We start from the raw sequence: 22,832 nt of genomic DNA, 5'->3' as shown, positions 1-22,832 counted from the left end.
TCACCAGCTCAAACGAGCCGAGCGGTCACGGCGATCAGGCCGCGACGACCTCGAGGGTCACCTTGGCGGCAACCTCGGGGTGCAGACGCACGGACGTCTCGTGGGCGCCCAGGGTCTTGATCGGAGCGGTCAGCTCGATGCGACGCTTGTCGACCTCGGGGCCACCGGAAGCCTTGATCGCGGAAGCGATGTCGGCCGGGGTGACGGAACCGAAGAGACGACCGGCGTCGCCGGAGCGAACGGCCAGAAGGACCTTGACACCCTCGAGCTGGCCCTTGATCTGGTTGGCCTGCTCGATGGTCTGGATCTCGTGGATCTTGCGGGCGCGGCGGATCTGCGCCACGTCCTGCTCGCCACCCTTGGTCCAGCGGATAGCGAAATTCCGCGGGATCAGGTAGTTGCGGGCGTACCCGTCCTTGACGTCGACGACGTCGCCGGCGGCACCGAGGCCGGAGACCTCGTGGGTGAGGATGATCTTCATGTGTAGGTCACCCTTCCTTAGCGCGCGGTGGACGTGTAGGGCAGCAGCGCCATCTCACGGCTGTTCTTGACGGCCGTGGCGACGTCACGCTGGTGCTGCGTGCAGTTGCCGGTCACGCGGCGGGCACGGATCTTGCCGCGGTCGGAAATGAACTTCCGCAGCATGTTCGTGTCCTTGTAGTCCACGTACGTGACCTTGTCCTTGCAGAAAGCGCAGACCTTTTTCTTAGGCTTGCGCACAGGCGGCTTCGCCATGGTGTTTCTCCTGTGTGATCAAGAAGTGGGATGCGAGCCCTTAGAAGGGGGGCTCGTCCGAGTAGCCGCCACCGCCGCCGGAGCCGGAACCAGAGCCGGAGCCGGAGCCGCCGCCCCAGCCGCCGCCACCCTGGTTGCCACCGGCGGGAGCGCCGGAAGCCCACGGGTCGTCGGCCTGGGAGCCGCCCTGGTTGCCGCCGGAGCCACCGCCCCAGCCGCCACCACCCTGGCCCTGGTTGCCACCGCCGCCGTAACCGCCCTGGCCGCCGCGGGCGCCGCCGGAGGTCTTGGTGACCTTCGCCGTCGCGTTGCGCAGGCTGGGGCCGACTTCCTCGACGTCCAGCTCGTAGACCGTGCGCTTGACGCCCTCGCGGTCCTCGTACGACCGCTGCTTCAGCCGGCCCTGCACGATGACGCGCATGCCTCGCTGGAGCGACTCCGCGACGTTCTCCGCCGCCTGACGCCAGACCGAGCAGGTCAGGAACAGGCTCTCGCCGTCCTTCCACTCATTGGTCTGACGGTCGAAGGTGCGGGGAGTGGACGCGACGCGGAACTTTGCGACCGCCGCACCGGAGGGGGTGAAGCGCAGCTCGGGGTCGTCGACAAGATTGCCGATGACCGTGATGACGGTCTCGCCTGCCATGGGGGAACCTCTCGGCGGGATTGCTCTGGCTGCTTGGTTGCTGCTACTCGAATCCCGAGATCAGCTGAGCGGGAGAGCTCAGTGCATCTCGGGGCGGAGGACCTTGGTCCGGAGGACCGACTCGTTCAGGTTCATCTGGCGGTCGAGCTCCTTGACGACCGCAGGCTCGGCCTGCAGGTCGATGACCGAGTAGATGCCCTCAGGCTTCTTCTTGATCTCGTACGAGAGACGACGACGGCCCCAGGTGTCGACCTTTTCCACCTTGCCGCCGCCATCGCGGACGACAGAGAGGAAGTTCTCGATCAGCGGGGAGACAGAACGCTCCTCGAGATCGGGGTCGAGGATGACCATCAACTCGTAGTGACGCATGTGGAACCCACCTCCTTTGGACTCAGCGGCCACGGTCGTTCCGTGGCAGGAGGGTCGTGATGCGTACGCAACGGTATCGGCCACCACTGACAATCGGAGGCTCCGCGAGGAACCGTCCACAGTGGGCCGCGACGGGCCAGGGCAGACACCGGTGCAGACGTTACAGACTACCCGCCCACTCGCTTCCGGTTGAAATCCGGCCCTGGGAGCCCTCAATCTGTACACATCGGGTGTGTAGGGCGCTACAGTGCGCCGCGATCCGCAGGAGGTGCCTCATGACCCAGGCATTGCGACCGACCACCGCCGGCTCCCTCTTCGCCAGTGACGGCAAGCCCCATCCGGTCCAGGACACCCTGACGGTGGTGACGCTCGTCCTGGGCCTGCTGGCCTTCGTCACCTGTTTCATCGGCGGCCTCCACCTGGTGGCCTCCTGGGCCGGCCTGATCGGCCTGCTCACCGGTGCCTACGGGCAGTGGATCTCGATCACCACACGGGAGCGCTTCGGCCTGGTCGTCGGGCTCGGCGCCTCCGGGATCGGCTTCCTGATCGGCATGGCCAACGGCGGTCTCTTCGGGGGCCTCATCGGCAGCTGACGCACCCGGCCCGCCGTCCACGACGACGTCATGGGCACCGACGAGCGTTCCGGCCCGCCAACGGGCCGGAACGCCGGTGCTGTACGCCCCATTCGGGGCGCTCGCAGGGCGCAGTAGGCTTCGGCGCGAGAGCCGGAGCCCCTGATCCCATGGGGACACACCAGCCCGAGGAGCGCCCCGACATGAGTCTGACCCTGAGGACCATCAGCCGCGAGCAGCATCTGGCGTACATCCAGAGCCTGCCGTCGGCCAGCCACATGCAGGTCCCCGCATGGGCCGACGTGAAGGCGGAGTGGCGTTCGGAAAGCCTCGGCTGGTTCGACGAGCGCACCGGTGACATGGTCGGCGCCGGCCTGGTCCTCTACCGCCAGCTGCCCAAGATCAAGCGCTACCTCGCGTATCTGCCCGAGGGCCCGGTCATCAACTGGTTCTCGCCGAACCTGGAGGACTGGCTCCAGCCGATGCTGGCCCACCTCAAGCAACAGGGCGCGTTCTCGGTCAAGATGGGCCCGCCGGTGATCATCCGCCGCTGGAACGCGGAGACCATCAAGAAGGGCATCCAGAGCCCGGACGTGAAGCGGCTGCGCGACATGGAGGCCGACTTCATCGAGCCGCGCGCCTTCGAGGTGGCCGACAAGCTGCGCCGCATGGGATGGCAGCAGGGCGAGGACGGCGGCGCGGGCTTCGGCGACGTGCAGCCGCGCTACATCTTCCAGGTGCCGCTGGCCAACCGCTCGCTCGAAGAGGTCCACAAGCAGTTCAACCAGCTGTGGCGCCGCAACATCAAGAAGGCCGAGAAGGCCGGCGTCGAGGTCGTCCAGGGCGGTTACCAGGACCTGGAGGAGTGGCAGCGGCTGTACGAGATCACCGCGGTGCGCGACCACTTCCGGCCGCGCCCCCTGTCGTACTTCCAGCGCATGTGGACGGCCCTCAACACCGAGGACCCCAACCGGATGCGGCTGTACTTCGCCCGCCACAACGGCGTGAACCTGTCGGCTGCCACCATGCTGATCGTCGGCGGCCACGTCTGGTACTCCTACGGCGCATCCGACAACATCGGCCGTGAGGTCCGGCCCTCCAACGCCATGCAGTGGCGGATGCTGCGCGACGCCTACGCGCTCGGCGCCACCGTCTACGACCTGCGCGGCATCTCCGACTCGCTGGACGAGACGGACCACCTGTTCGGCCTGATCCAGTTCAAGGTCGGTACCGGCGGCCAGGCGGCCGAATACCTCGGCGAATGGGACTTCCCGCTGAACAAGCTGCTGCACAAGGCGCTCGACATCTACATGTCGCGGCGCTGAGCGGCGGTCTCCCGCCCGCCCCGCCTTCTGGTTCCATAGCCTTCACAAGGCTTCACCGTTCACCGGTCCCCGTACCACCCTCGGGGACGTCCCACTGAATCCACCGCAGCCACGAGAAAGGTTCCGGGTCCGGCCATGGCGCTCACGCTCTACGTCGACACCGCGCGCTGGCGTGCGCACCACAAGCACGTGCAGGAGCAGTTTCCGGGGCTCGTCCCGGTCTGCAAGGGCAATGGCTACGGCTTCGGCCACGAACGGCTCGCGGAGGAGGCCACCCGGCTGGGCTCGGACATGCTCGCCGTCGGCACCACGTACGAGGCCGCGCGCATCAAGGACTGGTTCAGCGGCGACCTGCTCGTGCTGACCCCGTACCGGCGCGGCGAGGAGCCGGTGCCGCTGCCGGACCGGGTGGTCCGCTCGGTGTCCTCGGTCGACGGCGTGTACGGCCTGGTGGGTGCCCGTGTCGTCATCGAGGTCATGTCCTCGATGAAGCGGCACGGCATCAGCGAGCAGGACCTGCCGCAGCTGCACCAGGCCATAGAGAACGTCCGCCTGGAGGGCTTCGCCATCCATCTGCCGCTGGACCGCACCGACGGCTCGGACGCCGTCGAGGAGGTCATCGGGTGGATGGACCGGCTGCGCGCGGCCCGGCTGCCGCTGCACACGATGTTCGTCAGCCACCTCAAGGCCGATGAACTGGCCCGGCTCCAGCAGCAGTTCCCGCAGACCCGCTTCCGCGCCCGGATCGGCACGCGGCTCTGGCTGGGCGACCACGACGCCACCGAGTACCGGGGAGCCGTCCTGGACGTCACGAAGGTGACCAAGGGCGACCGCTTCGGCTACCGGCAGCAGAAGGCGGCCTCGGACGGCTTCCTGGTGGTCGTGGCGGGCGGCACGTCGCACGGGGTGGGCCTGGAGGCCCCGAAGGCCCTGCACGGCGTCATGCCGCGTGCCAAGGGCGTGGCGCGGGCCGGCCTCGCCACGGTGAACAGGAACCTCGCGCCGTTCGTGTGGGGCGGCAAGCAGCGCTGGTTCGCCGAGCCGCCGCACATGCAGGTGTCGATCCTGTTCGTCCCCTCCGACGCTCCCGAGCCGAAGGTGGGCGACGAGCTGGTGGCCCATCTGCGGCACACCACCACGACGTTCGACCGGATCGTGGACCGCTAGGACCGGGCTGAAGCAGACGGAAAGGCCGTGCACGAGGTTTCGTGCACGGCCTTCTTCATGCCCGCCAGGGCTGTTCGCTCAGAGCGAACGCGCTTCGTGGGGCAGTGGTTCCGGGCCGCCCCAGTCGGTCCGCGACGGCTCTTCGGGCAACTCGTGCTCCGGGTGCCGGAGCCCGCGCAGGACGAAGACATCGGCCGCGCCGTCGAGTACGCCGCCGGAGGGGTCGTCGTCCCCGGACCGGCGCACCACGTCCCGCTCCGGCCGGAGGATGTCGCGCACGACGACGGCGCACAGGTAGAGGGTGCCCAGCAGGTGCAGGGCGATGGCCCAGTGGTAGCCCTCGGTGGGCAGGCCCTTGTGGGCTTCTCCACTGGTCGTGTAGGCGAGGTACAGCCAGATGCCGAGGAAGTACGCCACCTCGCACGCCTGCCAGATCAGGAAGTCCCGCCACTTGGGCCGGGCGAGGACCGCCAGCGGCACCAGCCACAGCACGTACTGGGGGGAGTAGACCTTGTTGGTGAGGATAAAGGCCGCCACCATCAGGAAGGCCAGCTGGGCGAAGCGAGGCCGGCGCGGGGCGGTGAACGTCAGCGCCGCGATGCCGAGGAACGACAACACCACCAGGGCACTGGCGGTGGTGTTCACGAAGTCGATGCTCGGCGGGTTGCTGGAGTTCTGCGACCAGATCAGCCAGAACGAGCCGAAGTCGACACCCCGGTCATGGCTGAACGTGTAGAACTTCGACCAGCCCTGGAAGGCGAACAGCATCACCGGCACGTTCACCACGAGCCAGGCGCCCGCCGCGCCGCCGACCGCCAGGAAGAACTCCCGCCACTTGCCCGCCCGCCAGCACAGCACCAACAGGGGGCCGAGCAGGACGAGGGGATAGAGCTTGGCGGCCGTGGCAAGGCCCAGGAGCACACCGAAGGCGACGGCCCGGCCGCGCGACCACATCAGCATCGCCGCGGCCGTCAGGGCCACCGCCAGGAGGTCCCAGTTGATGGTGGCGGTCAGCGCGAAGGCCGGCGCCAGAGCGAGCAGCAGGCCGTCCCAGGGGCGACGGCGGTGGGTCCGGCTGACGCAGACGGCGATGACGGCCGCGCAGACCATCAGCATCCCGGCGTTGACGAACCAGTACCACTGCTCCTGCCGCTGGATGCCGCCGCTGCCCGGCGTGAGCCAGGAGGCGACCTCCATGAACACCCCGGTCAGCACTGGGTACTCGAGGTAGTCCATGTCGCCGGGCAGCTTGTCGAAGTACGGCACGAGCCCGTCGGCGAAGCCACGCCCCTGAAAGAGGTGGGGGATGTCCGAGTAGCAGGCGTGCGTGTACTGCGAGCTGGCCCCGAAGAACCAGGCACCGTCGTAGCAGGGCGCCTTCTGGACGAGTCCGAGGGCGAACATCCCGATCGCCACGAGCGCGACGACCCGGACCGGCGTCCACCAGGACGTCCCGGTCAGGGCGCGTCGCCCGAGGGGGCCGCCGATCAGCTCGCTGCCGGCCGCGGCGATCTCGTCCTCCCGCGTCGGTCGTACCGTCTCCGGTTCACGCACGCGCGCGGGCGTCGTCTCTGCACTGGGCATGGGGCACATCCTGCCGTACTCGCTCGGTAAAACGCCGAGGGCCGCCGCACCTGGTGGGTGCGACGGCCCTCGTTTCACGTGAAACACCCGTGCCGGTCGAAATGACCGCCAATCGGTCGGGCGGCTCTACTGGCCGTCCTGGCCTCCGAAGAAGCTTCCGCCATCGGTCCCATTGCCCCCGCCGTTGGTATTACCCCTGACTCCACCGCTTCCGGGTGAGGTCGAGTCGGTCGGCGAGGCGCTGGTTCCGCCGTCCGCGCCACCGGGGCCGGTGCCGGTGCCGCCATCGTCGTTGCAGAAGAACCGGCAGGTCTCGCTCGCGGAGGGCGACGGCGTCGTCGTGCTCTGGCTCGGTGACGGGGTCGGCGACGCGGACGCCGTCGGGCTCGGCGGAATGCTCGGCTTCGGGGTCGGCGTGGGAGCACCCGCCTCGTTGTGGATCTTGCCGATCTTGATGGCGTCCGGGAAGCCGGGGTCGTTCTTGCCCTTCAGCGCGGCCAGCATGTACTCGGTCCAGACCGAGGTCGGAATGTCACCACCGTGGATGGAGTCCGTGCCCGCCGTACCGTTCATGGACAGCAGCCTGTGGTCCTTGGGGTTCTCACGGAACATCGCCACCGAGGTGGACAACTGCTGGGTGTATCCGACGAACCAGGCCGACTTGTTCTCGTCGGTGGTACCCGTCTTGCCCGCGGCCGTACGACCCAGGGCCCGCGCGTTCTTGCCCGTGCCGTTCTGGATCACGTTCTGCAGGACGTCGGTGACGTTGTTGGCGATGCTGGAGTCCATCACCTGCTTGGACTTCGGCTTGGTGAAGCCGGTCAGGTCCTGACCATCCTTTTTGACCGCGGTGACGGAGTAGGGGTCCGCCTGCTTTCCGGACGCGGCGAACGTCGCGTAGGAGTCCGCCATACGGATCGCGCTCGGGGTCGAGGTACCGATGGCGAAGGACGGGTTCAGGTCCCTGGCCATGCTGTTCTCCAGGATGCCGGTGGACCGGGCCATGTCCCGGACCTTCGACATGCCGACATCGACACCGAGCTGCACGAACGGCGTGTTGATCGACTGCTCCATCGCCTTGCGCAGGCTGATGTAACCCCAGGGGTGATCACTCTCGTTCGCCTGGAAGAAGAACGAGTTGTCCTTGTTGAGGTAGTACGAACCGTCGGGGCGACGGACCTTGAGGTGGTCGTTGCCGTTGTACTTGCTCATCGGGGAGATGCCCTCACCGTCCGAGTTGTACGTGCCGTCCTGCATCGCCGCGGCCAGTACGTACGGCTTCCACGTCGAGCCCACCGGGACACCGGAGGTGTCGGCGTTGTTGGTGAAGTGACCGTTCTCGTAGCCGTCGCCGCCATAGAGGGCGACGATCGCACCGTCGTTGGGCACCACCGAGGCCGCGCCGAACTGTACGTACTTGTCCAGCTCCTTGGTCTCGGGCTTCAGCCGCGACTTCTGGATCTTCTTCACGGCCGCGTTCAGGGCCTCGACCTTGTCCTTCTGGAAGGTCGTGTTGATCTGGTAGCCGCCCTGGTCGAACTTGGCCTCCGTGATGGTGGAGTGGTTCAGGACGTACTTCTTCGCCGTGTCGACCATGTAGCTGATCTGGCCGGTCATGCCCCTGGTCGCCTTGCGGCCCTGCGGCATGGGGTACTTGCTGACCGCCTCCTGGTACTGGGTGTCGGTGAGGCGGTTGTCCTTGTGCATCTCACTGAGAATCCAGCGCCAGCGCCCCTGGGAGCGCGCGGTGTTCGCCTCCTGCGTCGCGGTCTTGTCGAGATCCGCGTTGCCGGCCGGGTCGTAGTACGTCGGGCCCTTCAGCAGGGAAGCGAGAACCGCACACTGGCTGGCCGACAGCTCATTGGCGTCCTTGCCGTAGTACGTCTGCGCGGCGGCCTGGATGCCGTAGGCGCCACGCCCGTAGTACGAGGTGTTCAGATAGCCCTGCATGATCTGGTCTTTGCTGAGCTTCGTGCCCACCTTCACGGAGATGAACATCTCCGTGAACTTGCGCGTGAGGGTCTGGTCCTGGCTCAGGTAGGTGTTCTTGACGAACTGCTGGGTGATCGTGGAACCACCCTGCGTCTGCCCGCCACGCGCCATGTTGGCCAAGGCCCGCGCGATACCCATGGGGTCCACGCCCGAGTCCTTGTAGAAGCTCTTGTTCTCCGCGGAGATCACCGCGTACTGCATGGCCTTGGGGATTTTCTCGATCTTGAGATTCTGCCGGTTCACACCGGTACCCGTGGCCACCATCTGGCTGCCGTCAGCCCAGTAGTAGACGTTGTTCTGCGACTTGGCCGCGTCGTTCTCACTGGGGATGTTGACCAGCGCGTAGCCCACGCCGGCCATGACGACCACGCTGCCCGCGAACCCGATGCCCAGACCTGTGGCCAGCCGCCAGGACGGCACCCAGCGCCGCCAGCCGTACTTGCCCACACGGGGATAGTCGATGAACCGGGGGTCGTCCGGCGGCCCCTGGTCGTGGCCCCGGCCGCGCCCCGAGGGCGCGTTCTCGGCGCCCCGGCGGCGGCCGCCGCCTCTCTGGGCGGCCCGGCGTGCCTCGGCACGGCTGCCGTACTCACGCCCATCACCCCCAGAGCCGTAAGAGTCCGGTCCCTGGGAATGAGACCCATAGGAGTGGTCAGAGGCCCCGTTGGCGCCTCGCGGTGCCGCGGGACGGCCGGAGGACGGGCCGGGCTGGCCGCGTCGGGCCGCGGCACGTCCGCCTCCCTGCGGCGGCGGCGGTTTGCGACGGTGCTCGCTCATCGAACGATTACTCCTCGGGCAGGCGCATCCGTGCGCGCCTGGAAACAGCGGCTGGTTTCCGGTCCCCCCGAAGTACGGATGTGGTCGTTGCTGCATTCACCCGTACTGCACCGAGGATCACGACGCTCCCCAAGCGCCCCTTGGTTCCCGGTGTTGTGCATGCCGCACAGACTACGCACCGCCAAAACCCTCCGAGCCCCGAAGTTCACCCCAAAACAGGCAACTTGCCTCCTGCGAATCAGTGATGTGATCCCGTTCACGGTCCGCCCCCTTGTCGCATACCGAAGCCCGTTCTATCGTCGTGATGTATCGAGTCGATACATCAGAGCGAGATAAAAGCGCTGTGTACCGAGAGGAGGCGATCATGAGCCGACGTTCCGGCATCCTTGAGTTCGCCGTGCTCGGGCTGCTGCGCGAGTCGCCGATGCACGGCTACGAGCTGCGCAAACGACTCAACACGTCCCTGGGTGTGTTCCGGGCGTTCAGCTACGGGACGCTCTACCCGTGCCTCAAGACGCTGGTCGTCAACGGCTGGTTGATCGAGGAACCGGGGAACACCCATGAAGACGCTCTGGCCGCCCCTCTCACCGGACGCCGCGCGAAGATCGTCTATCGATTGACGGCCGAAGGTAAGGAGCACTTCGAGGAACTCCTGTCGCAGACCGGCCCCGACGCATACGAGGACGAGCACTTCGCCGCCCGGTTCGCCTTCTTCGGGCAGACCTCGCGCGATGTGCGTATGCGTGTGCTGGAGGGCCGGCGCAGCCGCCTGGAGGAGCGCCTGGAGAAGATGCGCGCCTCCCTGGCACGCACGCGGGAGCGCCTCGACGACTACACGCTCGAGCTCCAGCGCCACGGAATGGAGTCCGTGGAGCGCGAAGTGCGCTGGCTGAACGAGCTCATCGAGAGCGAGCGGGCCGGGCGGGACCTGAAGGGTCCCGAATCCGGCGAGTCCGCTCAGCAGGACACCACATCTGGATCGACGGGCGGCCTGCCCCGTCCCAGGGATCTTCCGGGGACGGATACGCCCGGCGACACCGCCACGTGACGGCCCGTCAGGGCCTCACTCGTACACACAGGGAGCAACCGGAATGGGTTCGGTTCGCGTAGCCATCGTCGGTGTCGGCAACTGCGCCGCGTCGCTGGTGCAGGGAGTCGAGTACTACAAGGACGCCGACCCGGCGGCCAAGGCCCCCGGCCTGATGCACGTACAGTTCGGTGACTACCACGTGCGGGACATCGAGTTCGTCGCCGCCTTCGACGTGGACGCCAAGAAGGTCGGCCTCGACCTCGCGGATGCCATCGGCGCCTCCGAGAACAACACCATCAAGATCTGCGACGTGCCCTCCAGCGGTGTCACCGTCCAGCGCGGTCACACCCTCGACGGTCTCGGCAAGTACTACCGCGAGACCATCGAGGAGTCGGACGCCGAGCCGGTCGACGTCGTCCAGATCCTGAAGGACAAGCAGGTCGACGTCCTGGTCTGCTACCTGCCCGTGGGCTCCGAGGACGCGGCGAAGTACTACGCCCAGTGCGCCATCGACGCCAAGGTCGCCTTCGTCAACGCCCTTCCGGTCTTCATCGCCGGCACCAAGGAGTGGGCGGACAAGTTCACCGAGGCCGGTGTGCCGATCGTCGGTGACGACATCAAGTCGCAGGTGGGCGCCACCATCACGCACCGCGTGATGGCGAAGCTGTTCGAGGACCGCGGTGTGATCCTGGACCGCACCATGCAGCTGAACGTCGGCGGCAACATGGACTTCAAGAACATGCTCGAGCGTGACCGCCTGGAGTCCAAGAAGATCTCCAAGACGCAGGCCGTCACCTCCCAGATCCCCGACCGGGACCTCGGCGAGAAGAACGTCCACATCGGCCCGTCCGACTACGTGGCCTGGCTGGACGACCGCAAGTGGGCCTACGTCCGCCTGGAGGGCCGTGCGTTCGGCGACGTCCCGCTGAACCTCGAGTACAAGCTGGAGGTCTGGGACTCCCCGAACTCCGCCGGTGTCATCATCGACGCCCTGCGTGCCGCGAAGATCGCCAAGGACCGGGGCGTCGGCGGCCCGATCCTGTCGGCGTCCTCGTACTTCATGAAGTCCCCGCCGGTCCAGTACTTCGACGACGAGGCCCGCGAGAACGTCGAGAAGTTCATCCGCGGCGACGTCGAGCGCTAAGCGCCGGCTCGCACGAGAACGCTCCTGCCAGGGCTGTGAGGGTCCCTGGGGTCTGCGACCCCGGGGGCCTTCCGCATGTGTGAGGCTGTGCCCATGCCTGTCGTCCGTGATCTGCGCCTGCTGCTGCGCGTACGGGACTTCCGGCGCCTGCTGTACGTCCGTCTGCTCTCCCAGGGCTCGGACGGCGTCTACCAGGTCGCGCTCGCCTCGTACGTCGTCTTCTCCCCCGAGAAGCAGACCTCGGCCCCGGCGATCGCCTCCGCGATGGCGGTCCTGCTGTTGCCCTACTCGCTGATCGGGCCCTTCGCGGGGGTGCTGCTGGACCGCTGGCGCCGGCGTCAGGTCTTCGTCCACGGCAATGTGCTGCGCGCCCTGCTGGCGGCCGCCACCGCCATGATGATGGCCGTCCACGCGCCCGACTGGCTGTTCTACGCCTCCGCGCTGTGCGTCACAGCCGTCAACCGGTTCGTCCTCGCTGGACTCTCGGCGGCACTGCCACGGGTGGTCGACACCGAGCGCCTGGTGCTGGCCAACTCCCTCTGCCCGACCGCCGGAACGCTGGCCGCGACCCTCGGCGCCGCCCTCGCCTTCGGCGTCCGGTTCGTCGTGTCGGACTCGGACGCGGCGGTGGTCCTGCTCGGCGCCCTGCTGTATCTGTGCGCGGGCCTGACCGCCCTGACCATGGCCCCCTCCCTGCTCGGTCCCGACCGCCCACCGGTCCTGCCCCAGCTGCGCACCGTCCTCGCCGACACGGCGCACGGCCTCATCGCGGCCGTGCGGTACCTGACCGAGCCCCGGCGTAGGGAAGCCGTCTGGGCGCTCACGGCGATGACCTGCATGCGCTTCTGCTACGGAGCGCTGCTGGTCCTGCTGCTCATGCTGTGCCGGTACGGCCTCTCCGATACGCCTGCGGACGGGCTCCGTCTGCTGGGGCTGGTGCTGGCGGTGTCCGGCGCGGGGTTCTTCGCAGCCGCCGTGGTGACACCCTGGAGCGCAGGCCGGCTGGGTTCCGGGCGGTGGATCACGGTCTGTGCGGGCGCCGCCGCCGTCCTGGTGCCGGCGCTCGGCCTTCCGTTCGCCACGGTGCCACTGCTGATCGCGGCCTTCCTGCTGGGGCTGGTCACCCAGGGCGCCAAGATCGCTACGGACACGATCGTCCAGGCGTCGGTCGAGGACGGTTTCCGGGGCCGGGTCTTCTCCGTCTACGACGTCCTCTTCAACGTCGCCTTCGTCGGCGCCGCCGGGGTGGCCGCCCTGATGCTCCCGCCGGACGGCCGGTCGGCGCTGCTGGTGATCCTCGTGGCCCTGCTCTACGGCGTCGTCACCGTGGCCATGGCCCGCTTCGAGTGGCGGCGGGACAGCGAAAAGGGTGGTGTTTCACGTGAAACACCACCCCACCGCTGAGTCATGTTTCACGTGAAACATGATCCCGGAAGCGCTCAGTCCTGCTGCTGCGCCCACCACTCCTGGAGGGCCGCGACCGCCGCGTCATGCTCCATCGGGCCGTTCTCCAGGCGCAGCTCGAGCATCTGCTTGTACGCCTGACCAATGACGGGACCGGGGCCGACGCCCAGAATCTTCATGATCTCGTTGCCGTCGAGGTCGGGGCGGATGGAGTCCAGCTCCTCCTGCTCCTGGAGCTCGGCGATGCGCGCCTCCAGCCCGTCATAAGCACGGGACAGCGTGGTCGCCTTGCGCTTGTTGCGGGTGGTGCAGTCGGAGCGGGTCAGCTTGTGCAGCCGTTCCAGCAGCGGGCCCGCGTCGCGGACGTAGCGCCGGACGGCGGAGTCCGTCCACTCCCCGGTGCCGTAGCCGTGGAAGCGCAGGTGCAGCTCGACCAGGCGCGAGACGTCCTTCACCAGCTCATTGGAGTACTTCAGGGCCGTCATGCGCTTCTTGGTCATCTTGGCGCCGACCACCTCGTGGTGGTGGAACGAGACCCGGCCGTCCTCCTCGAAGCGGCGCGTCCGGGGCTTGCCGATGTCGTGCAGCAGCGCGGCCAGCCGGAGCGTGAGGTCCGGGCCGTTCTCCTCCAGGTCGATCGCCTGCTCCAGCACGATGAGCGAGTGGTCGTAGACGTCCTTGTGGCGGTGGTGCTCGTCACGCTCCAGCCGGAGCGCCGGAAGCTCCGGCAGGACATGGGCGGCGAGCCCGGTGTCGACCAGCAGGGTGAGTCCCTTGCGGGGGTGCGCGGAGAGCACCAGCTTGTTCAGCTCGTCCCGGACCCGCTCGGCCGACACGATCTCGATCCGCGCGGACATCTCGGTCATCGCCGTGACGACCGCCGGGTCCACCTCGAAGTCCAGCTGGGCGGCGAACCGTGCGGCCCGCATCATGCGCAGCGGGTCGTCGGAGAACGACTCCTCCGGTGTGCCGGGAGTGCGCAGCACCCGCGCCGCGAGGTCCTCCAGACCGCCGTGCGGGTCGATGAACTCCTTCTCCGGCAGGGCCACGGCCATCGCGTTGACCGTGAAGTCACGCCGGACCAGGTCCTCCTCGATGGAGTCGCCGTACGACACCTCGGGCTTGCGGGAGGTGCGGTCGTACGCCTCCGACCGGTAGGTGGTCACCTCGATCTGGTAGCCGTCCTTCTGGACGCCCACCGTGCCGAAGGCGATCCCGACCTCCCAGACGGCGTCCGCCCAGGGCCGGACGATCCGCAGCACGTCCTCGGGGCGCGCGTCGGTCGTGAAGTCCAGGTCGTTCCCCAGCCGGCCGAGCAGCGCGTCACGGACCGAGCCGCCGACCAGGGCGAGCGAGAACCCGGACTCCTGAAAACGGCGGGCGAGGTCGTCGGCGACGGGAGCCACCCGCAGCAGCTCGCTCACCGCGCGCTGCTGCACCTGGCTGAGGGCAGCGGGATTGTCATCGTTGGGGTTCGGCACAACAGAAGAGGGTACGTGGCCCGGCCGACCAGGACCGCACCCATTTGACCGGCGCGGAGGCTCCCTGCCATACCCCCACAAGGGCTCCCCATGCGGCGGACACCGGCTCTCCGCTCGTTAATGGATATAGAGGACAGGCGAACGCTCCGGGGCGATCTTGGGGAACGGTCCGTGGCACTTCACCTCAGCGGTCATCGTTACCATGCGGGGACGCACATTCCGACGACCACTGATGACGACGACGAGGGACGGGCTAGCGCGTGGCCGACGCGGCTGAATTCCAGGGGCCCAGTGCCTCTCCCGCCCGCCGCCGACTGCGGCGGGCCGGAGCACTGCTGGCGGGCGCCCCGCTGCTGGCCGGGCTGCTCCAGCTGACCGCGGCCGAGCCCGCGCAGGCGGCGCCGGCGGACTCTGTGTCCGTGGCGTTGGACTCACTGACGCCCAGCGCGCCCACCGAGGACGACACGCTGACCGTGTCCGGCACGGTGATCAACAACGGCAGGCAGACCGTGAACGGAGCCCATGTCGGGCTCCGGGTGGGCCCCCTGCTGAACACCCGCTCCGCGGTCGACGCCATTGCCCAGCACCCGAACGATCTCCGTGGCGGCACCGGCGACGAGGTCGGCGGCAAGTACACGGAGAAGTTCACCAAGCTGGTTCCGGGCGTGGCCGAGCACTTCAGCATCTCCGTCCCGGTGGACAAGCTGGACCTCGGCAAGGACGGCGTCTACTCGTTCGGTGTCTCCGTGTCCGGCCAGACCTCGGCGCGGCCCTGGGACCAGATGCTCGGCATCGAGCGGACCTTCCTGCCCTGGCAGCCGTCCGGGGCGGACACCACGAGCAGGACGACGTTCCTGTGGCCGCTGCTCTCCTCCGTCCACATGACGGCCCGCACAGGCGCCGGAGAGCGGCAGACCCCCGTCTTCCAGGACGACGAGCTGGCCAAGGAGATCGCTCCCGGCGGCCGCCTGGCACAGATGATGGAGCTGGGCAGGGACCTCGACGTCACCTGGGTGATCGACCCGGACCTGCTGGCCGCCGTGGACGCGATGGCGAACAGCTACCGGGTCCAGCAGCCCGACGGCACCACCAAGGCGGGCTCGCGCGAGAACCAGGCGGTCGCCAAGCAGTGGCTGGCCGGTCTGCAGAAGGCCGTGGCGGGCAAGGAGGTCGTCGCGCTGCCGTTCGCCGACCCGGACCTGGCCTCGCTCGCCCACACCGGCACCAGCGTCACCGGCTCGCTGAGCCACCTCAAGGACGCCACCGACGTCGCCGCCATCACGGTGAAGACCGTGCTCCATGTCACGCCGAGCACCGACTTCGCGTGGCCCGTGGAGGGCGCCGTCGACCCCTCGATCATCAAGGTGGCCACCTCCGCGGGCGCCGACCGGGTGATCACCCGCAGCGACAGCCTCCGGGAGACCGCCGGGCTGTCCTACACGCCGTCCGCAGCCCGCCCCATCGGCGGCGGCACCACGGCGGTGGTGGCGGACGCGCGGATGTCCACGGCCTTCGAGGGCGACCTCACCAAGGCGGACACCTCCACGCTCGCGGTGCAGCAGTTCCTCGCACAGAGCCTCGAGGTCAATGTGCAGAAGGACGAGCAGCGCAGCATCGTGGTCGCCCCGCAGCGCACGCCGACCGCCAGCCAGGCGCAGGCGATGGCCACCGCCGTGAAGGCGCTCCAGGACGGCAACTGGTCGCAGCCCGAGAACCTCACCGACGCCGCCAAGGCCAAGCCCGACCCGGACGCCACCACGCGCATCCCCTCCACGTCGGCCTACCCCTCGTCGTTGCGCAAGCAGGAACTCCCGAGGAGTGCCTTCGAGCAGATCGCCGACACGCAGGACAAGCTCGACAACTTCCAGGTGATCCTCACCGACCAGTCCCGCGTGGTCACGCCGTTCGGCAGGGCCATAAACCGCGGGATGTCCACGTCGTGGCGGGGCCAGGCCACCAGGGCGGAAGGCTTCCGCGCGGGTGTGGAGAGCTGGCTCGACAACCTCGGCGAGCAGGTCAAGCTGATCGACAAGTCGGAGACCAAGCTCTCCGGGCGCAGTGCCACCATCCCGGTGACCGTGCAGAACAACCTCGTCCAGCCCGTCGGCCATCTGTATCTGCGGCTCAGTTCGACCCAGCCGACCCGGCTGAAGATCGGCGGCAAGGCGTACTACGAGCAGCCCGTGGAGGTCTCCGGCGGGCACAGCCAGTCGGTGAAGTTCACCACCTCGGCCAACGCCAACGGCCGGGCCACGGTCCTCGCCCAGCTGTACACCGAGGACGGCCAGGAGTACGGCGACCCCGTCAGCTTCGACGTGAAGGTCACCGAGGTCACACCTACCGTCATGCTGGTGATCGGTGGCGGGGTGCTGCTGCTGGTCCTCGCCGGATTCCGGATGTACACCCAGCGCAAGCGCGCGGCCGCCCGCCAGGCCGAGGGCGAGGGCGAAGGCGACGGTCCGAGTGAGGCAGAGGCGGACTCCGGCGACGGCTCAGGGAACCCCGACGGCTCCGAGGACCGTCTCCCTGAGGAGTCCGGTTCCCCCGCCGGGGCAGCCGGGCCGGACCAGCCGGGTGACCCTGCACCGGACACCGCACCGGAAAGCGCCGACCCGTCCGGCACGGGTGAGAGAGTGGACCGTTGAGCGACGCCGCGGCCCGTGTGGCCAGGGACGATGAGGTGGGGCAACCATGAACGCGCCGTACGACGGTGACCGCGGCGGGGATGCCGCCGACTCGGGCCGGCCCGAAACCCCGTCCGAGCCCGGCCACGAGCCGCCGCAGCCCGCGGCGGACATGTACCTCCAGGACGCCTACGACCAGGACCCCTACCGGGCGCGGGACCTCTCCGCCCAGGACCCGGTCGCCGAGGCGCTCTACGACCGCGCCGCGCATCCGCCGCCGCCTCCGGGCACCTACGAGCAGCGCCAGCCGCTCTACGCACCCCCGTCGCAGTCCTCGTACTCCCCCGACCCGCGCGTGTGGGCCAAGACCCCGGCGCCCGAGCCGGAGGGCGACGCCACCCAGCACCTGCCGTACGGCGATCACCCGCGCACGACCCAGTTCGTCGGCGTGGACGACCTGGTCTCGCACTCCGGCGAGGAATACCACGAGCCGGACGCGTTCGCGCACCTCCTGCGGGACCAGCAGCACAGCGGCTCCGCCGCGTCGGCCCGCGCGGGCCAGGGCGCCGGCGGCGCGTACCCGCCGCCCCACACCCAGAGCCCCGCGCACCACGGCGGTGGCGGAACCCCGTACCAGGCAGCCTCCGGGAACCCCATGCAGCCACCCGTACCCGCCCCGGCCGGGCCCTCCGGCCCCGTGGAGACCCCCGCCCCACCGGCGCCGGCCCCGGCGAAGGGGCGCGCCTCCGGGCTGCTCAGCTCCAGCGCCGTCATGGCCGCGGGCACGATGGTGTCGCGGCTCACCGGCTTCGTCCGCTCCGCGATGATCGTCGCGGCGCTGGGCCTCGGCGTCCTCGGCGACTCCTTCCAGGTCGCCTACCAGCTGCCCACGATGATCTACATCCTGACCGTCGGCGGCGGCCTCAACTCCGTCTTCGTGCCCCAGCTTGTGCGATCGATGAAGGAGGACGAGGACGGCGGCGAGGCCTTCGCCAACCGGCTGCTGACCCTCGTGATGGTCGCGCTCGCCGCGCTGACCGCACTGACGATGCTCGGCGCGCCGTACCTGGTGCGTGTGCTGTCGGACCCGATCGCCACCGACCCGGCGGCCAACGAGGTGGCGGTCACCTTCACCCGCTACTTCCTGCCCTCGATCTTCTTCATGGGCATCCACGTGGTGATGGGTCAGATCCTGAACGCACGCGGCAAGTTCGGCGCGATGATGTGGACCCCGGTCCTGAACAACATCGTCATCATCGTCACGCTCGGCATGTTCCTGTGGGTCTACGGCTCCGCGGCCAACTCCCACATGACCGTCAACAACATCCCGCAGGAAGGCCAGCGCCTGCTGGGCATCGGCATCCTGCTCGGTCTCGTCGTGCAGGCCCTGGCGATGATCCCGTACCTGCGTGAGACCGGCTTCCGTATCCGGCTCCGGTTCGACTGGCGGGGCCACGGCCTGGGCAAGGCCGCGATGCTCGCCAAGTGGACGGTGCTGTTCGTGCTCGCCAACCAGGCGGGCGCCATGGTCGTCACCCAGCTCTCCACCGCCGCCGGAAAGGACTCCGGGATCAAGGGCGCGGGCTTCTCCGCCTACGCCAATGCCCAGCTGATCTGGGGTCTGCCGCAGGCCATCATCACCGTGTCCCTCATGGCCGCGCTGCTGCCGCGGCTGTCGCGCTCGGCCGCCGAGGGCGACGGCGGCGCCGTCCGCGACGACATCTCGCAGGGCCTGCGCACCACGGCGGTGGCCATCGTGCCCATCGCCTTCGGCTTCGTCTCGCTCGGCATCCCGATGTGCACGCTGATCTTCGGCTCCTCGGGCACCAGCTCGGCCACCAACATGGGCTTCATGCTGATGGCCTTCGGCCTCGGCCTGATCCCGTACTCGGTGCAGTACGTCGTCCTGCGAGCCTTCTACGCGTACGAAGACACCCGCACCCCCTTCTACAACACGGTCATCGTGGCGGCGGTCAACGCGGGCGCCTCCGCGCTCTGCTACTTCCTGCTCCCGTCCCGCTGGGCGGTAGCGGGCATGGCGGCCGTGTACGGCCTCTCCTACGCCATCGGCGTCGGTATCGCCTGGCGGCGCCTGCGCAAGCGGCTGGGCGGCGACCTGGACGGCTCCCGGGTGCTGCGGACATACGCGCGCCTGGCGATCGCCTCGGTTCCGGCAGCGCTGCTCAGCGGCGCGGCCTGCTACGGCATCGGGCACTCCCTCGGACAGGGTGTCTTCGGCTCGCTCGTTGCGCTTGTGGCGGGTGGTGCGGTACTGCTGGGCGTCTTCTTCGTGGCCGCGCGCCGTATGCGGATCGACGAGCTCAATTCGCTCGTCGGCATGGTTCGCGGGCGTCTGGGGCGTTGAGGCGGGGGTAGTCGCACAACCATCGTCCCCCTCTGCGTGTCGTGCATTGCGGCGGACTGTGGGCACAATTGGTTTCGGCGTCGGACAGCGTGCAACGGATGGGGAGGCAGGGACGACGGTGGCGGAACGGAGCACGGCTGCCGTCGACGTGGCAGACAACAGCGGTGACGAGCCGCTGACCGCCAAGGCGGATCAGGCCACGGCCGACGGGGTGGCCAAGAACCCGGAGCGGGACACGGACATCGACCAGGCGCAGGGGAGCGGCGGGGCGGAAGACCCCGGCAGGACGTCTTCGCCCACTGAGCTGCACAGCGGTCACAAACTCGCCAGGCGTTACCGCCTCGAGGAGTGCGTCACCCGTCTGGACGGATTCAGCAGCTGGCGCGCGGTCGACGAGAAACTGCGGCGAGCCGTCGGTGTGCACATCCTGCCCGCCGACCACGTACGCGCCCGTGCCGTGCTGGCGGCCGCCCGTTCGGCGGCGCTGCTCGGCGATCCGCGCTTCGTGCAGGTCCTCGACGCGGTCGAGGAGAACGACCTCGTCTACGTGGTGCACGAGTGGCTGCCCGACGCCACCGAGCTGACCGCGCTGCTCGCGGCCGGCCCGATGGAGCCGCACGACGCCTACCAGATGGTCAGCCAGGTAGCGGCCGCCATGGCGGCCGCCCACCGCGAGGGCCTCGCCCATCTGCGGCTGAACCCGAACGCGGTCCTGCGCACCTCCTCCGGGCAGTGGCGTATCCGCGGCCTCGCCGTGAACGCCGTCCTGCGCGGCGTCGGCTCCGACACTCCCCAGCGCACCGACACCGAGGCGATCGGCGCCCTGCTGTACGCGGCGCTGACACAGCGCTGGCCCTACGAGAGCGACGCGTACGGCCTGGCCGGCCTGCCCAAGGACGTCGGCCTCATCGCGCCGGACCAGGTGCGCGCCGGAATCCACCGGGGCCTGTCCGAGCTGGCGATGCGCGCGCTCGTCAACGACGGCGCCACCGCCTCCCGGCACGAGGCCGCGTGCACCACGCCGGAGGAGCTGGTCAAGGCGATCGGCGAGATGCCCCGCGTCCGGCCGCCGGAGCCCGCGTTCACCCGTCCGCCGGAGTACCAGCGCACGACCTACCAGCAGGGCACCTACGGCCGTACCTCGGCGCATCCCGGTGTCACGCAGCCCGTAGCGGCTCCGCCGCCCCCGCTCCAGAGCCGGACGGGCAAGGCGCTGAAGTGGGCGGTCTCCGCACTGCTCATCGCCGCGCTCGGCCTCGGCAGCTGGCAGCTGGCGGACGCCCTGATGAACCGCGGCGACAACTCCAACAACACCGACACCACCCAGACCCAGGACGACGGCGACAAGGGCGCGGCCAAGGTGGCGCCGCAACCGGTGAAGATCCAGGGTGCCCAGGAGTTCGTCGCCGAGGGTGGCGCCCAGCACCCGGCCGATGTCGCCAAGACCTATGACGGGGACCCGTCGACGGCCTGGCGGACCAAGAGCTTCACCCAGGGTCCTCAGATCGCCCCCCTCAAGCCGGGTGTGGGCATCGTCTATGACCTCGGCTCGGAGAAGGACCTCGACGCCGCCACGATCGGGTTGCGTTACTCCGGGGATCACACGACGGTCGACCTCTACACGGCCGACTCGGCACCGGTGTCGCTGGACTCGATGCACAAGGTCGGCAGCAGCACCACCTCGGGTTCCACCGCCACGGTGAAGCCTGACAAGCCGGTGAAGACGCGGTACGTCCTGGTCTGGCTGACGGCTGTTCCCATGTCCGGTTACGACGCGGCCACCTACTCGAACGCGGGCTACAAGCAGGCCATCACCGAAGTACATTTCACGGGCTGACGTCTCATCCGAGTCGGAGGGGGACGATGGCAGGCGGTAGTCGGTACGGCGAGGTGCGGGACGAGGATCTGCTCGCCCGTCATGTGCAGGGTGAACCCGATGCCTTCGGTGAGATCGTCCGGAGGCACCGGGACCGGCTGTGGGCGGTCGCGCTGCGGACACTGGGGGACCGCGAGGAGGCCGCCGACGCGGTGCAGGACGCGCTGGTGTCGGCCTACCGGGCCGCGCACACCTTCCGCGGGCAGTCGGCCGTCACGACCTGGCTGCACCGGATCACCGTGAACGCCTGCCTGGACCGCATCCGCAAGGCGGCCTCGCGGAAGACCGCGCCCGTCGACGACACCGAGCGCCTGGAACAGCTGTTGGAGCCGCACGAGTCGGCTTCCGCCCCGGCCGAGCGCAACGACCTCCACCGTCAGCTCCTCGAAGCCCTGGGCACCCTTCCCGCCGAGCAGCGGGCCGCACTGGTCCTGGTGGACATGCAGGGCTACCCCGTCGCCGAGGCGGCCCGGATTCTGGACGTGCCCACCGGGACGGTGAAGAGCCGGTGCGCACGGGGCCGGGCCAGGCTCCTCCCTCTGCTCGCCCACCTGCGACCCGGCGCCCCGGGTGAGAGAAGCGGCGCCGCCGCCCCTGACGGTGGAAAAGAACCCGTGGCGGGACGGAACCGGGTGCACGGGGCATCCGTCCCACCTGCGACAGGATCTGCGGGCGAGGGAACCGAAGACTCCGGGCCGAGTGGTTCAGCCGTCGTGAAGGGCGGAGGTGGGCGAGCATGACGTCCTCGACGGACACGACCGGGCACCCGGATGTCGCCGAGATCTCCGACCTGACCGAAGGGCTCCTTCCGCCGTCCCGCAGCGCGGAGCTGCGGCGCCACGTGGAGGGGTGCGAGCCGTGCGCGGAGGTTCTCGCCGCGCTGACCGAGATCCAGGGGCTGCTGGGCACCGTTCCGGACGTGCCCCCGATGCCCATGGACATCGCTGGCCGGATCGACGCCGCCCTCTCCGCCGAGGCAGCGGAACAGCACGCGCAGACGGACACCACCACCCCCGGCTGTCGTGTTTCACGTGAAACACCGACCCCGCCGGAACGTCCCGCCAAGCGCTCACGCGCCACCACCGGCCCCGGCCGGAAGGAGCGTGGCCGGAGCCGCCGCAGGACAGCCGCGCTGGGCGCCGTACTCACCGCTGCCATGCTCGGGGCCGGGTCCCTGCTCGTGCAGTCCCTCGACAGCGGTTCGTCCGACAAGACGGCGCAGAGCGCGGCCTCACCGGTCGTCGGTGCCTTCTCCGGGGTCAGCGTCAAGAGTCAGGTGACGGACCTGCTCACCGCCCGCCAGGGGCTTCAGCGGGGCAGTCAGCGCCCGCAGCAGGACGCGGAGACGGACCTGGGCCCCTCGGGTCCTACGCAGAGCGCGAACACGCTGATCCAGACCGAGATCCCGGTACCCGACTGCGTCCGGCGAGCGATCAGCTCCGGTGAAACGGTTCTCGGGGCGAAGAGCGGCACCTACGCCGACAAGAGTGCCTACCTCGTCGTGGTGCCCGACAAGGCCGACAGCAAGCGGGTCACGGCCTATGTGGTCGATGCCTCCTGCACGACCCGGCGCCCCGCCTCCGCCGGCGTTGTGCTGCTGAAGCAGTCTCTCGCCCGTCCCTGAGACGGCGCGGGCGTGATCTCGGTCCGCCTCCCCTCGCCCGTACGGTGTGAGCCGTCGCGTGGCCGGACATCAGGGGAATGTGCGCCCCTTAGGATCGGTTGGGTGGTGTGAGAGTCCCGG

The 22,832-nt window shown here is 69.0% G+C and carries 18 protein-coding genes; 11 read left to right on the top strand and 7 right to left on the bottom strand.

The genetic code is table 11. The features are described 5' to 3' along the window. Positions 1-34: 34 nt before the first annotated feature. From rplI to rpsF, 4 genes are all read right to left on the bottom strand, one after another. Positions 35-481 carry a 50S ribosomal protein L9 gene (rplI, locus tag ACIGA3_RS17925; RefSeq protein ID WP_389003633.1) on the bottom strand — a complete coding sequence of 149 codons (447 nt, stop codon included), beginning with the start codon at positions 479-481 and terminating at the stop codon, positions 35-37. Between the two features lie 17 nt (positions 482-498). Next, positions 499-735, bottom strand: coding sequence for a 30S ribosomal protein S18 (gene rpsR, locus ACIGA3_RS17920; protein ID WP_003949403.1), 237 nt, complete (start codon positions 733-735; stop codon positions 499-501). A 40-nt stretch (positions 736-775) separates the two neighbouring features. After that, on the bottom strand, positions 776-1,378 hold the full coding sequence (locus ACIGA3_RS17915; RefSeq protein WP_399716290.1) for a single-stranded DNA-binding protein: 603 nt from the start codon (positions 1,376-1,378) through the stop codon (positions 776-778). 78 nt (positions 1,379-1,456) lie between these two features. After that, on the bottom strand, positions 1,457-1,747 hold the full coding sequence (gene rpsF / locus ACIGA3_RS17910; RefSeq protein ID WP_389003639.1) for a 30S ribosomal protein S6: 291 nt from the start codon (positions 1,745-1,747) through the stop codon (positions 1,457-1,459). A 275-nt stretch (positions 1,748-2,022) separates the two neighbouring features. On the opposite strand from rpsF, the gene ACIGA3_RS17905 reads away from it, so the two are divergent. The 3 genes from ACIGA3_RS17905 (at position 2,023) to ACIGA3_RS17895 (ending at position 4,811) form a co-directional block, all read left to right on the top strand. Next, on the top strand, positions 2,023-2,340 hold the full coding sequence (locus tag ACIGA3_RS17905) for a hypothetical protein (protein ID WP_399716287.1): 318 nt from the start codon (positions 2,023-2,025) through the stop codon (positions 2,338-2,340). Between the two features lie 182 nt (positions 2,341-2,522). Beyond that, positions 2,523-3,644: a peptidoglycan bridge formation glycyltransferase FemA/FemB family protein gene (locus tag ACIGA3_RS17900; protein ID WP_217463510.1), complete on the top strand. Its 1,122-nt coding sequence runs from the start codon at positions 2,523-2,525 to the stop codon at positions 3,642-3,644. Positions 3,645-3,779: 135 nt separating this feature from the next. Then, on the top strand, positions 3,780-4,811 hold the full coding sequence (locus tag ACIGA3_RS17895) for an alanine racemase (RefSeq protein WP_384358713.1): 1,032 nt from the start codon (positions 3,780-3,782) through the stop codon (positions 4,809-4,811). Positions 4,812-4,889: 78 nt separating this feature from the next. Here the strand turns inward: ACIGA3_RS17895 and ACIGA3_RS17890 are convergent, their stop codons facing one another. Beyond that, positions 4,890-6,395 carry a glycosyltransferase family 87 protein gene (locus ACIGA3_RS17890; protein WP_399716283.1) on the bottom strand — a complete coding sequence of 502 codons (1,506 nt, stop codon included), beginning with the start codon at positions 6,393-6,395 and terminating at the stop codon, positions 4,890-4,892. A gap of 126 nt (positions 6,396-6,521) precedes the next feature. Continuing rightward, a complete protein-coding gene (locus ACIGA3_RS17885) occupies positions 6,522-9,164 on the bottom strand; it encodes a transglycosylase domain-containing protein (protein WP_399716281.1) in 2,643 nt (880 codons plus the stop codon). 364 nt (positions 9,165-9,528) lie between these two features. Here ACIGA3_RS17885 and ACIGA3_RS17880 point away from each other — a divergent pair, with 364 nt between their 5' ends. From ACIGA3_RS17880 to ACIGA3_RS17870, 3 genes are all read left to right on the top strand, one after another. Then, entirely contained in the window at positions 9,529-10,212 is a 684-nt protein-coding gene (locus ACIGA3_RS17880; protein ID WP_399716278.1) for a helix-turn-helix transcriptional regulator, read from the top strand. 43 nt (positions 10,213-10,255) lie between these two features. Beyond that, positions 10,256-11,338, top strand: coding sequence for an inositol-3-phosphate synthase (locus ACIGA3_RS17875; protein WP_399716275.1), 1,083 nt, complete (start codon positions 10,256-10,258; stop codon positions 11,336-11,338). Between the two features lie 93 nt (positions 11,339-11,431). Then, on the top strand, positions 11,432-12,742 hold the full coding sequence (locus tag ACIGA3_RS17870; protein ID WP_399716272.1) for an MFS transporter: 1,311 nt from the start codon (positions 11,432-11,434) through the stop codon (positions 12,740-12,742). Between the two features lie 35 nt (positions 12,743-12,777). Here ACIGA3_RS17870 and ACIGA3_RS17865 read toward each other — a convergent pair whose 3' ends face one another. Continuing rightward, entirely contained in the window at positions 12,778-14,223 is a 1,446-nt protein-coding gene (locus ACIGA3_RS17865; protein WP_399716269.1) for a CCA tRNA nucleotidyltransferase, read from the bottom strand. Between the two features lie 260 nt (positions 14,224-14,483). On the opposite strand from ACIGA3_RS17865, the gene ACIGA3_RS17860 reads away from it, so the two are divergent. From ACIGA3_RS17860 to ACIGA3_RS17840, 5 genes are all read left to right on the top strand, one after another. Beyond that, on the top strand, positions 14,484-16,868 hold the full coding sequence (locus ACIGA3_RS17860) for a DUF6049 family protein (RefSeq protein ID WP_399716266.1): 2,385 nt from the start codon (positions 14,484-14,486) through the stop codon (positions 16,866-16,868). Positions 16,869-16,914: 46 nt separating this feature from the next. Then, on the top strand, positions 16,915-19,212 hold the full coding sequence (gene murJ, locus ACIGA3_RS17855; RefSeq protein ID WP_399716264.1) for a murein biosynthesis integral membrane protein MurJ: 2,298 nt from the start codon (positions 16,915-16,917) through the stop codon (positions 19,210-19,212). Positions 19,213-19,330: 118 nt separating this feature from the next. Then, a complete protein-coding gene (locus ACIGA3_RS17850) occupies positions 19,331-21,049 on the top strand; it encodes a protein kinase family protein (RefSeq protein WP_399716262.1) in 1,719 nt (572 codons plus the stop codon). A 26-nt stretch (positions 21,050-21,075) separates the two neighbouring features. Next, positions 21,076-21,828: an RNA polymerase sigma factor SigM gene (gene sigM, locus ACIGA3_RS17845; protein ID WP_399716260.1), complete on the top strand. Its 753-nt coding sequence runs from the start codon at positions 21,076-21,078 to the stop codon at positions 21,826-21,828. After that, a complete protein-coding gene (locus tag ACIGA3_RS17840) occupies positions 21,825-22,712 on the top strand; it encodes an anti-sigma factor family protein (RefSeq protein WP_399716258.1) in 888 nt (295 codons plus the stop codon). The genes sigM and ACIGA3_RS17840 overlap by 4 nt, the downstream gene beginning before the upstream one ends. Positions 22,713-22,832: the final 120 nt, after the last annotated feature.

It is taken from the genome of Streptomyces sp. NPDC085596 (assembly GCF_044541565.1).
Lineage (GTDB): Bacteria > Actinomycetota > Actinomycetes > Streptomycetales > Streptomycetaceae > Streptomyces.
This window is presented reverse-complemented; position numbering and strand designations above follow the sequence as displayed.

Excerpts from the sequence above, each read along its gene's own strand:
- rplI (WP_389003633.1), bottom strand. The coding sequence starts at position 481 with ATGAAGATCATCCTCACCCACGAGGTCTCCGGCCTCGGTGCCGCCGGC.
- rpsR (WP_003949403.1), bottom strand. The coding sequence starts at position 735 with ATGGCGAAGCCGCCTGTGCGCAAGCCTAAGAAAAAGGTCTGCGCTTTC.
- ACIGA3_RS17915 (WP_399716290.1), bottom strand. The coding sequence starts at position 1,378 with ATGGCAGGCGAGACCGTCATCACGGTCATCGGCAATCTTGTCGACGAC.
- rpsF (WP_389003639.1), bottom strand. The coding sequence starts at position 1,747 with ATGCGTCACTACGAGTTGATGGTCATCCTCGACCCCGATCTCGAGGAG.
- ACIGA3_RS17905 (WP_399716287.1), top strand. The coding sequence starts at position 2,023 with ATGACCCAGGCATTGCGACCGACCACCGCCGGCTCCCTCTTCGCCAGT.
- ACIGA3_RS17900 (WP_217463510.1), top strand. The coding sequence starts at position 2,523 with ATGAGTCTGACCCTGAGGACCATCAGCCGCGAGCAGCATCTGGCGTAC.
- ACIGA3_RS17895 (WP_384358713.1), top strand. The coding sequence starts at position 3,780 with ATGGCGCTCACGCTCTACGTCGACACCGCGCGCTGGCGTGCGCACCAC.
- ACIGA3_RS17890 (WP_399716283.1), bottom strand. The coding sequence starts at position 6,395 with ATGCCCAGTGCAGAGACGACGCCCGCGCGCGTGCGTGAACCGGAGACG.
- ACIGA3_RS17885 (WP_399716281.1), bottom strand. The coding sequence starts at position 9,164 with ATGAGCGAGCACCGTCGCAAACCGCCGCCGCCGCAGGGAGGCGGACGT.
- ACIGA3_RS17880 (WP_399716278.1), top strand. The coding sequence starts at position 9,529 with ATGAGCCGACGTTCCGGCATCCTTGAGTTCGCCGTGCTCGGGCTGCTG.
- ACIGA3_RS17875 (WP_399716275.1), top strand. The coding sequence starts at position 10,256 with ATGGGTTCGGTTCGCGTAGCCATCGTCGGTGTCGGCAACTGCGCCGCG.
- ACIGA3_RS17870 (WP_399716272.1), top strand. The coding sequence starts at position 11,432 with ATGCCTGTCGTCCGTGATCTGCGCCTGCTGCTGCGCGTACGGGACTTC.
- murJ (WP_399716264.1), top strand. The coding sequence starts at position 16,915 with ATGAACGCGCCGTACGACGGTGACCGCGGCGGGGATGCCGCCGACTCG.
- sigM (WP_399716260.1), top strand. The coding sequence starts at position 21,076 with ATGGCAGGCGGTAGTCGGTACGGCGAGGTGCGGGACGAGGATCTGCTC.
- ACIGA3_RS17840 (WP_399716258.1), top strand. The coding sequence starts at position 21,825 with ATGACGTCCTCGACGGACACGACCGGGCACCCGGATGTCGCCGAGATC.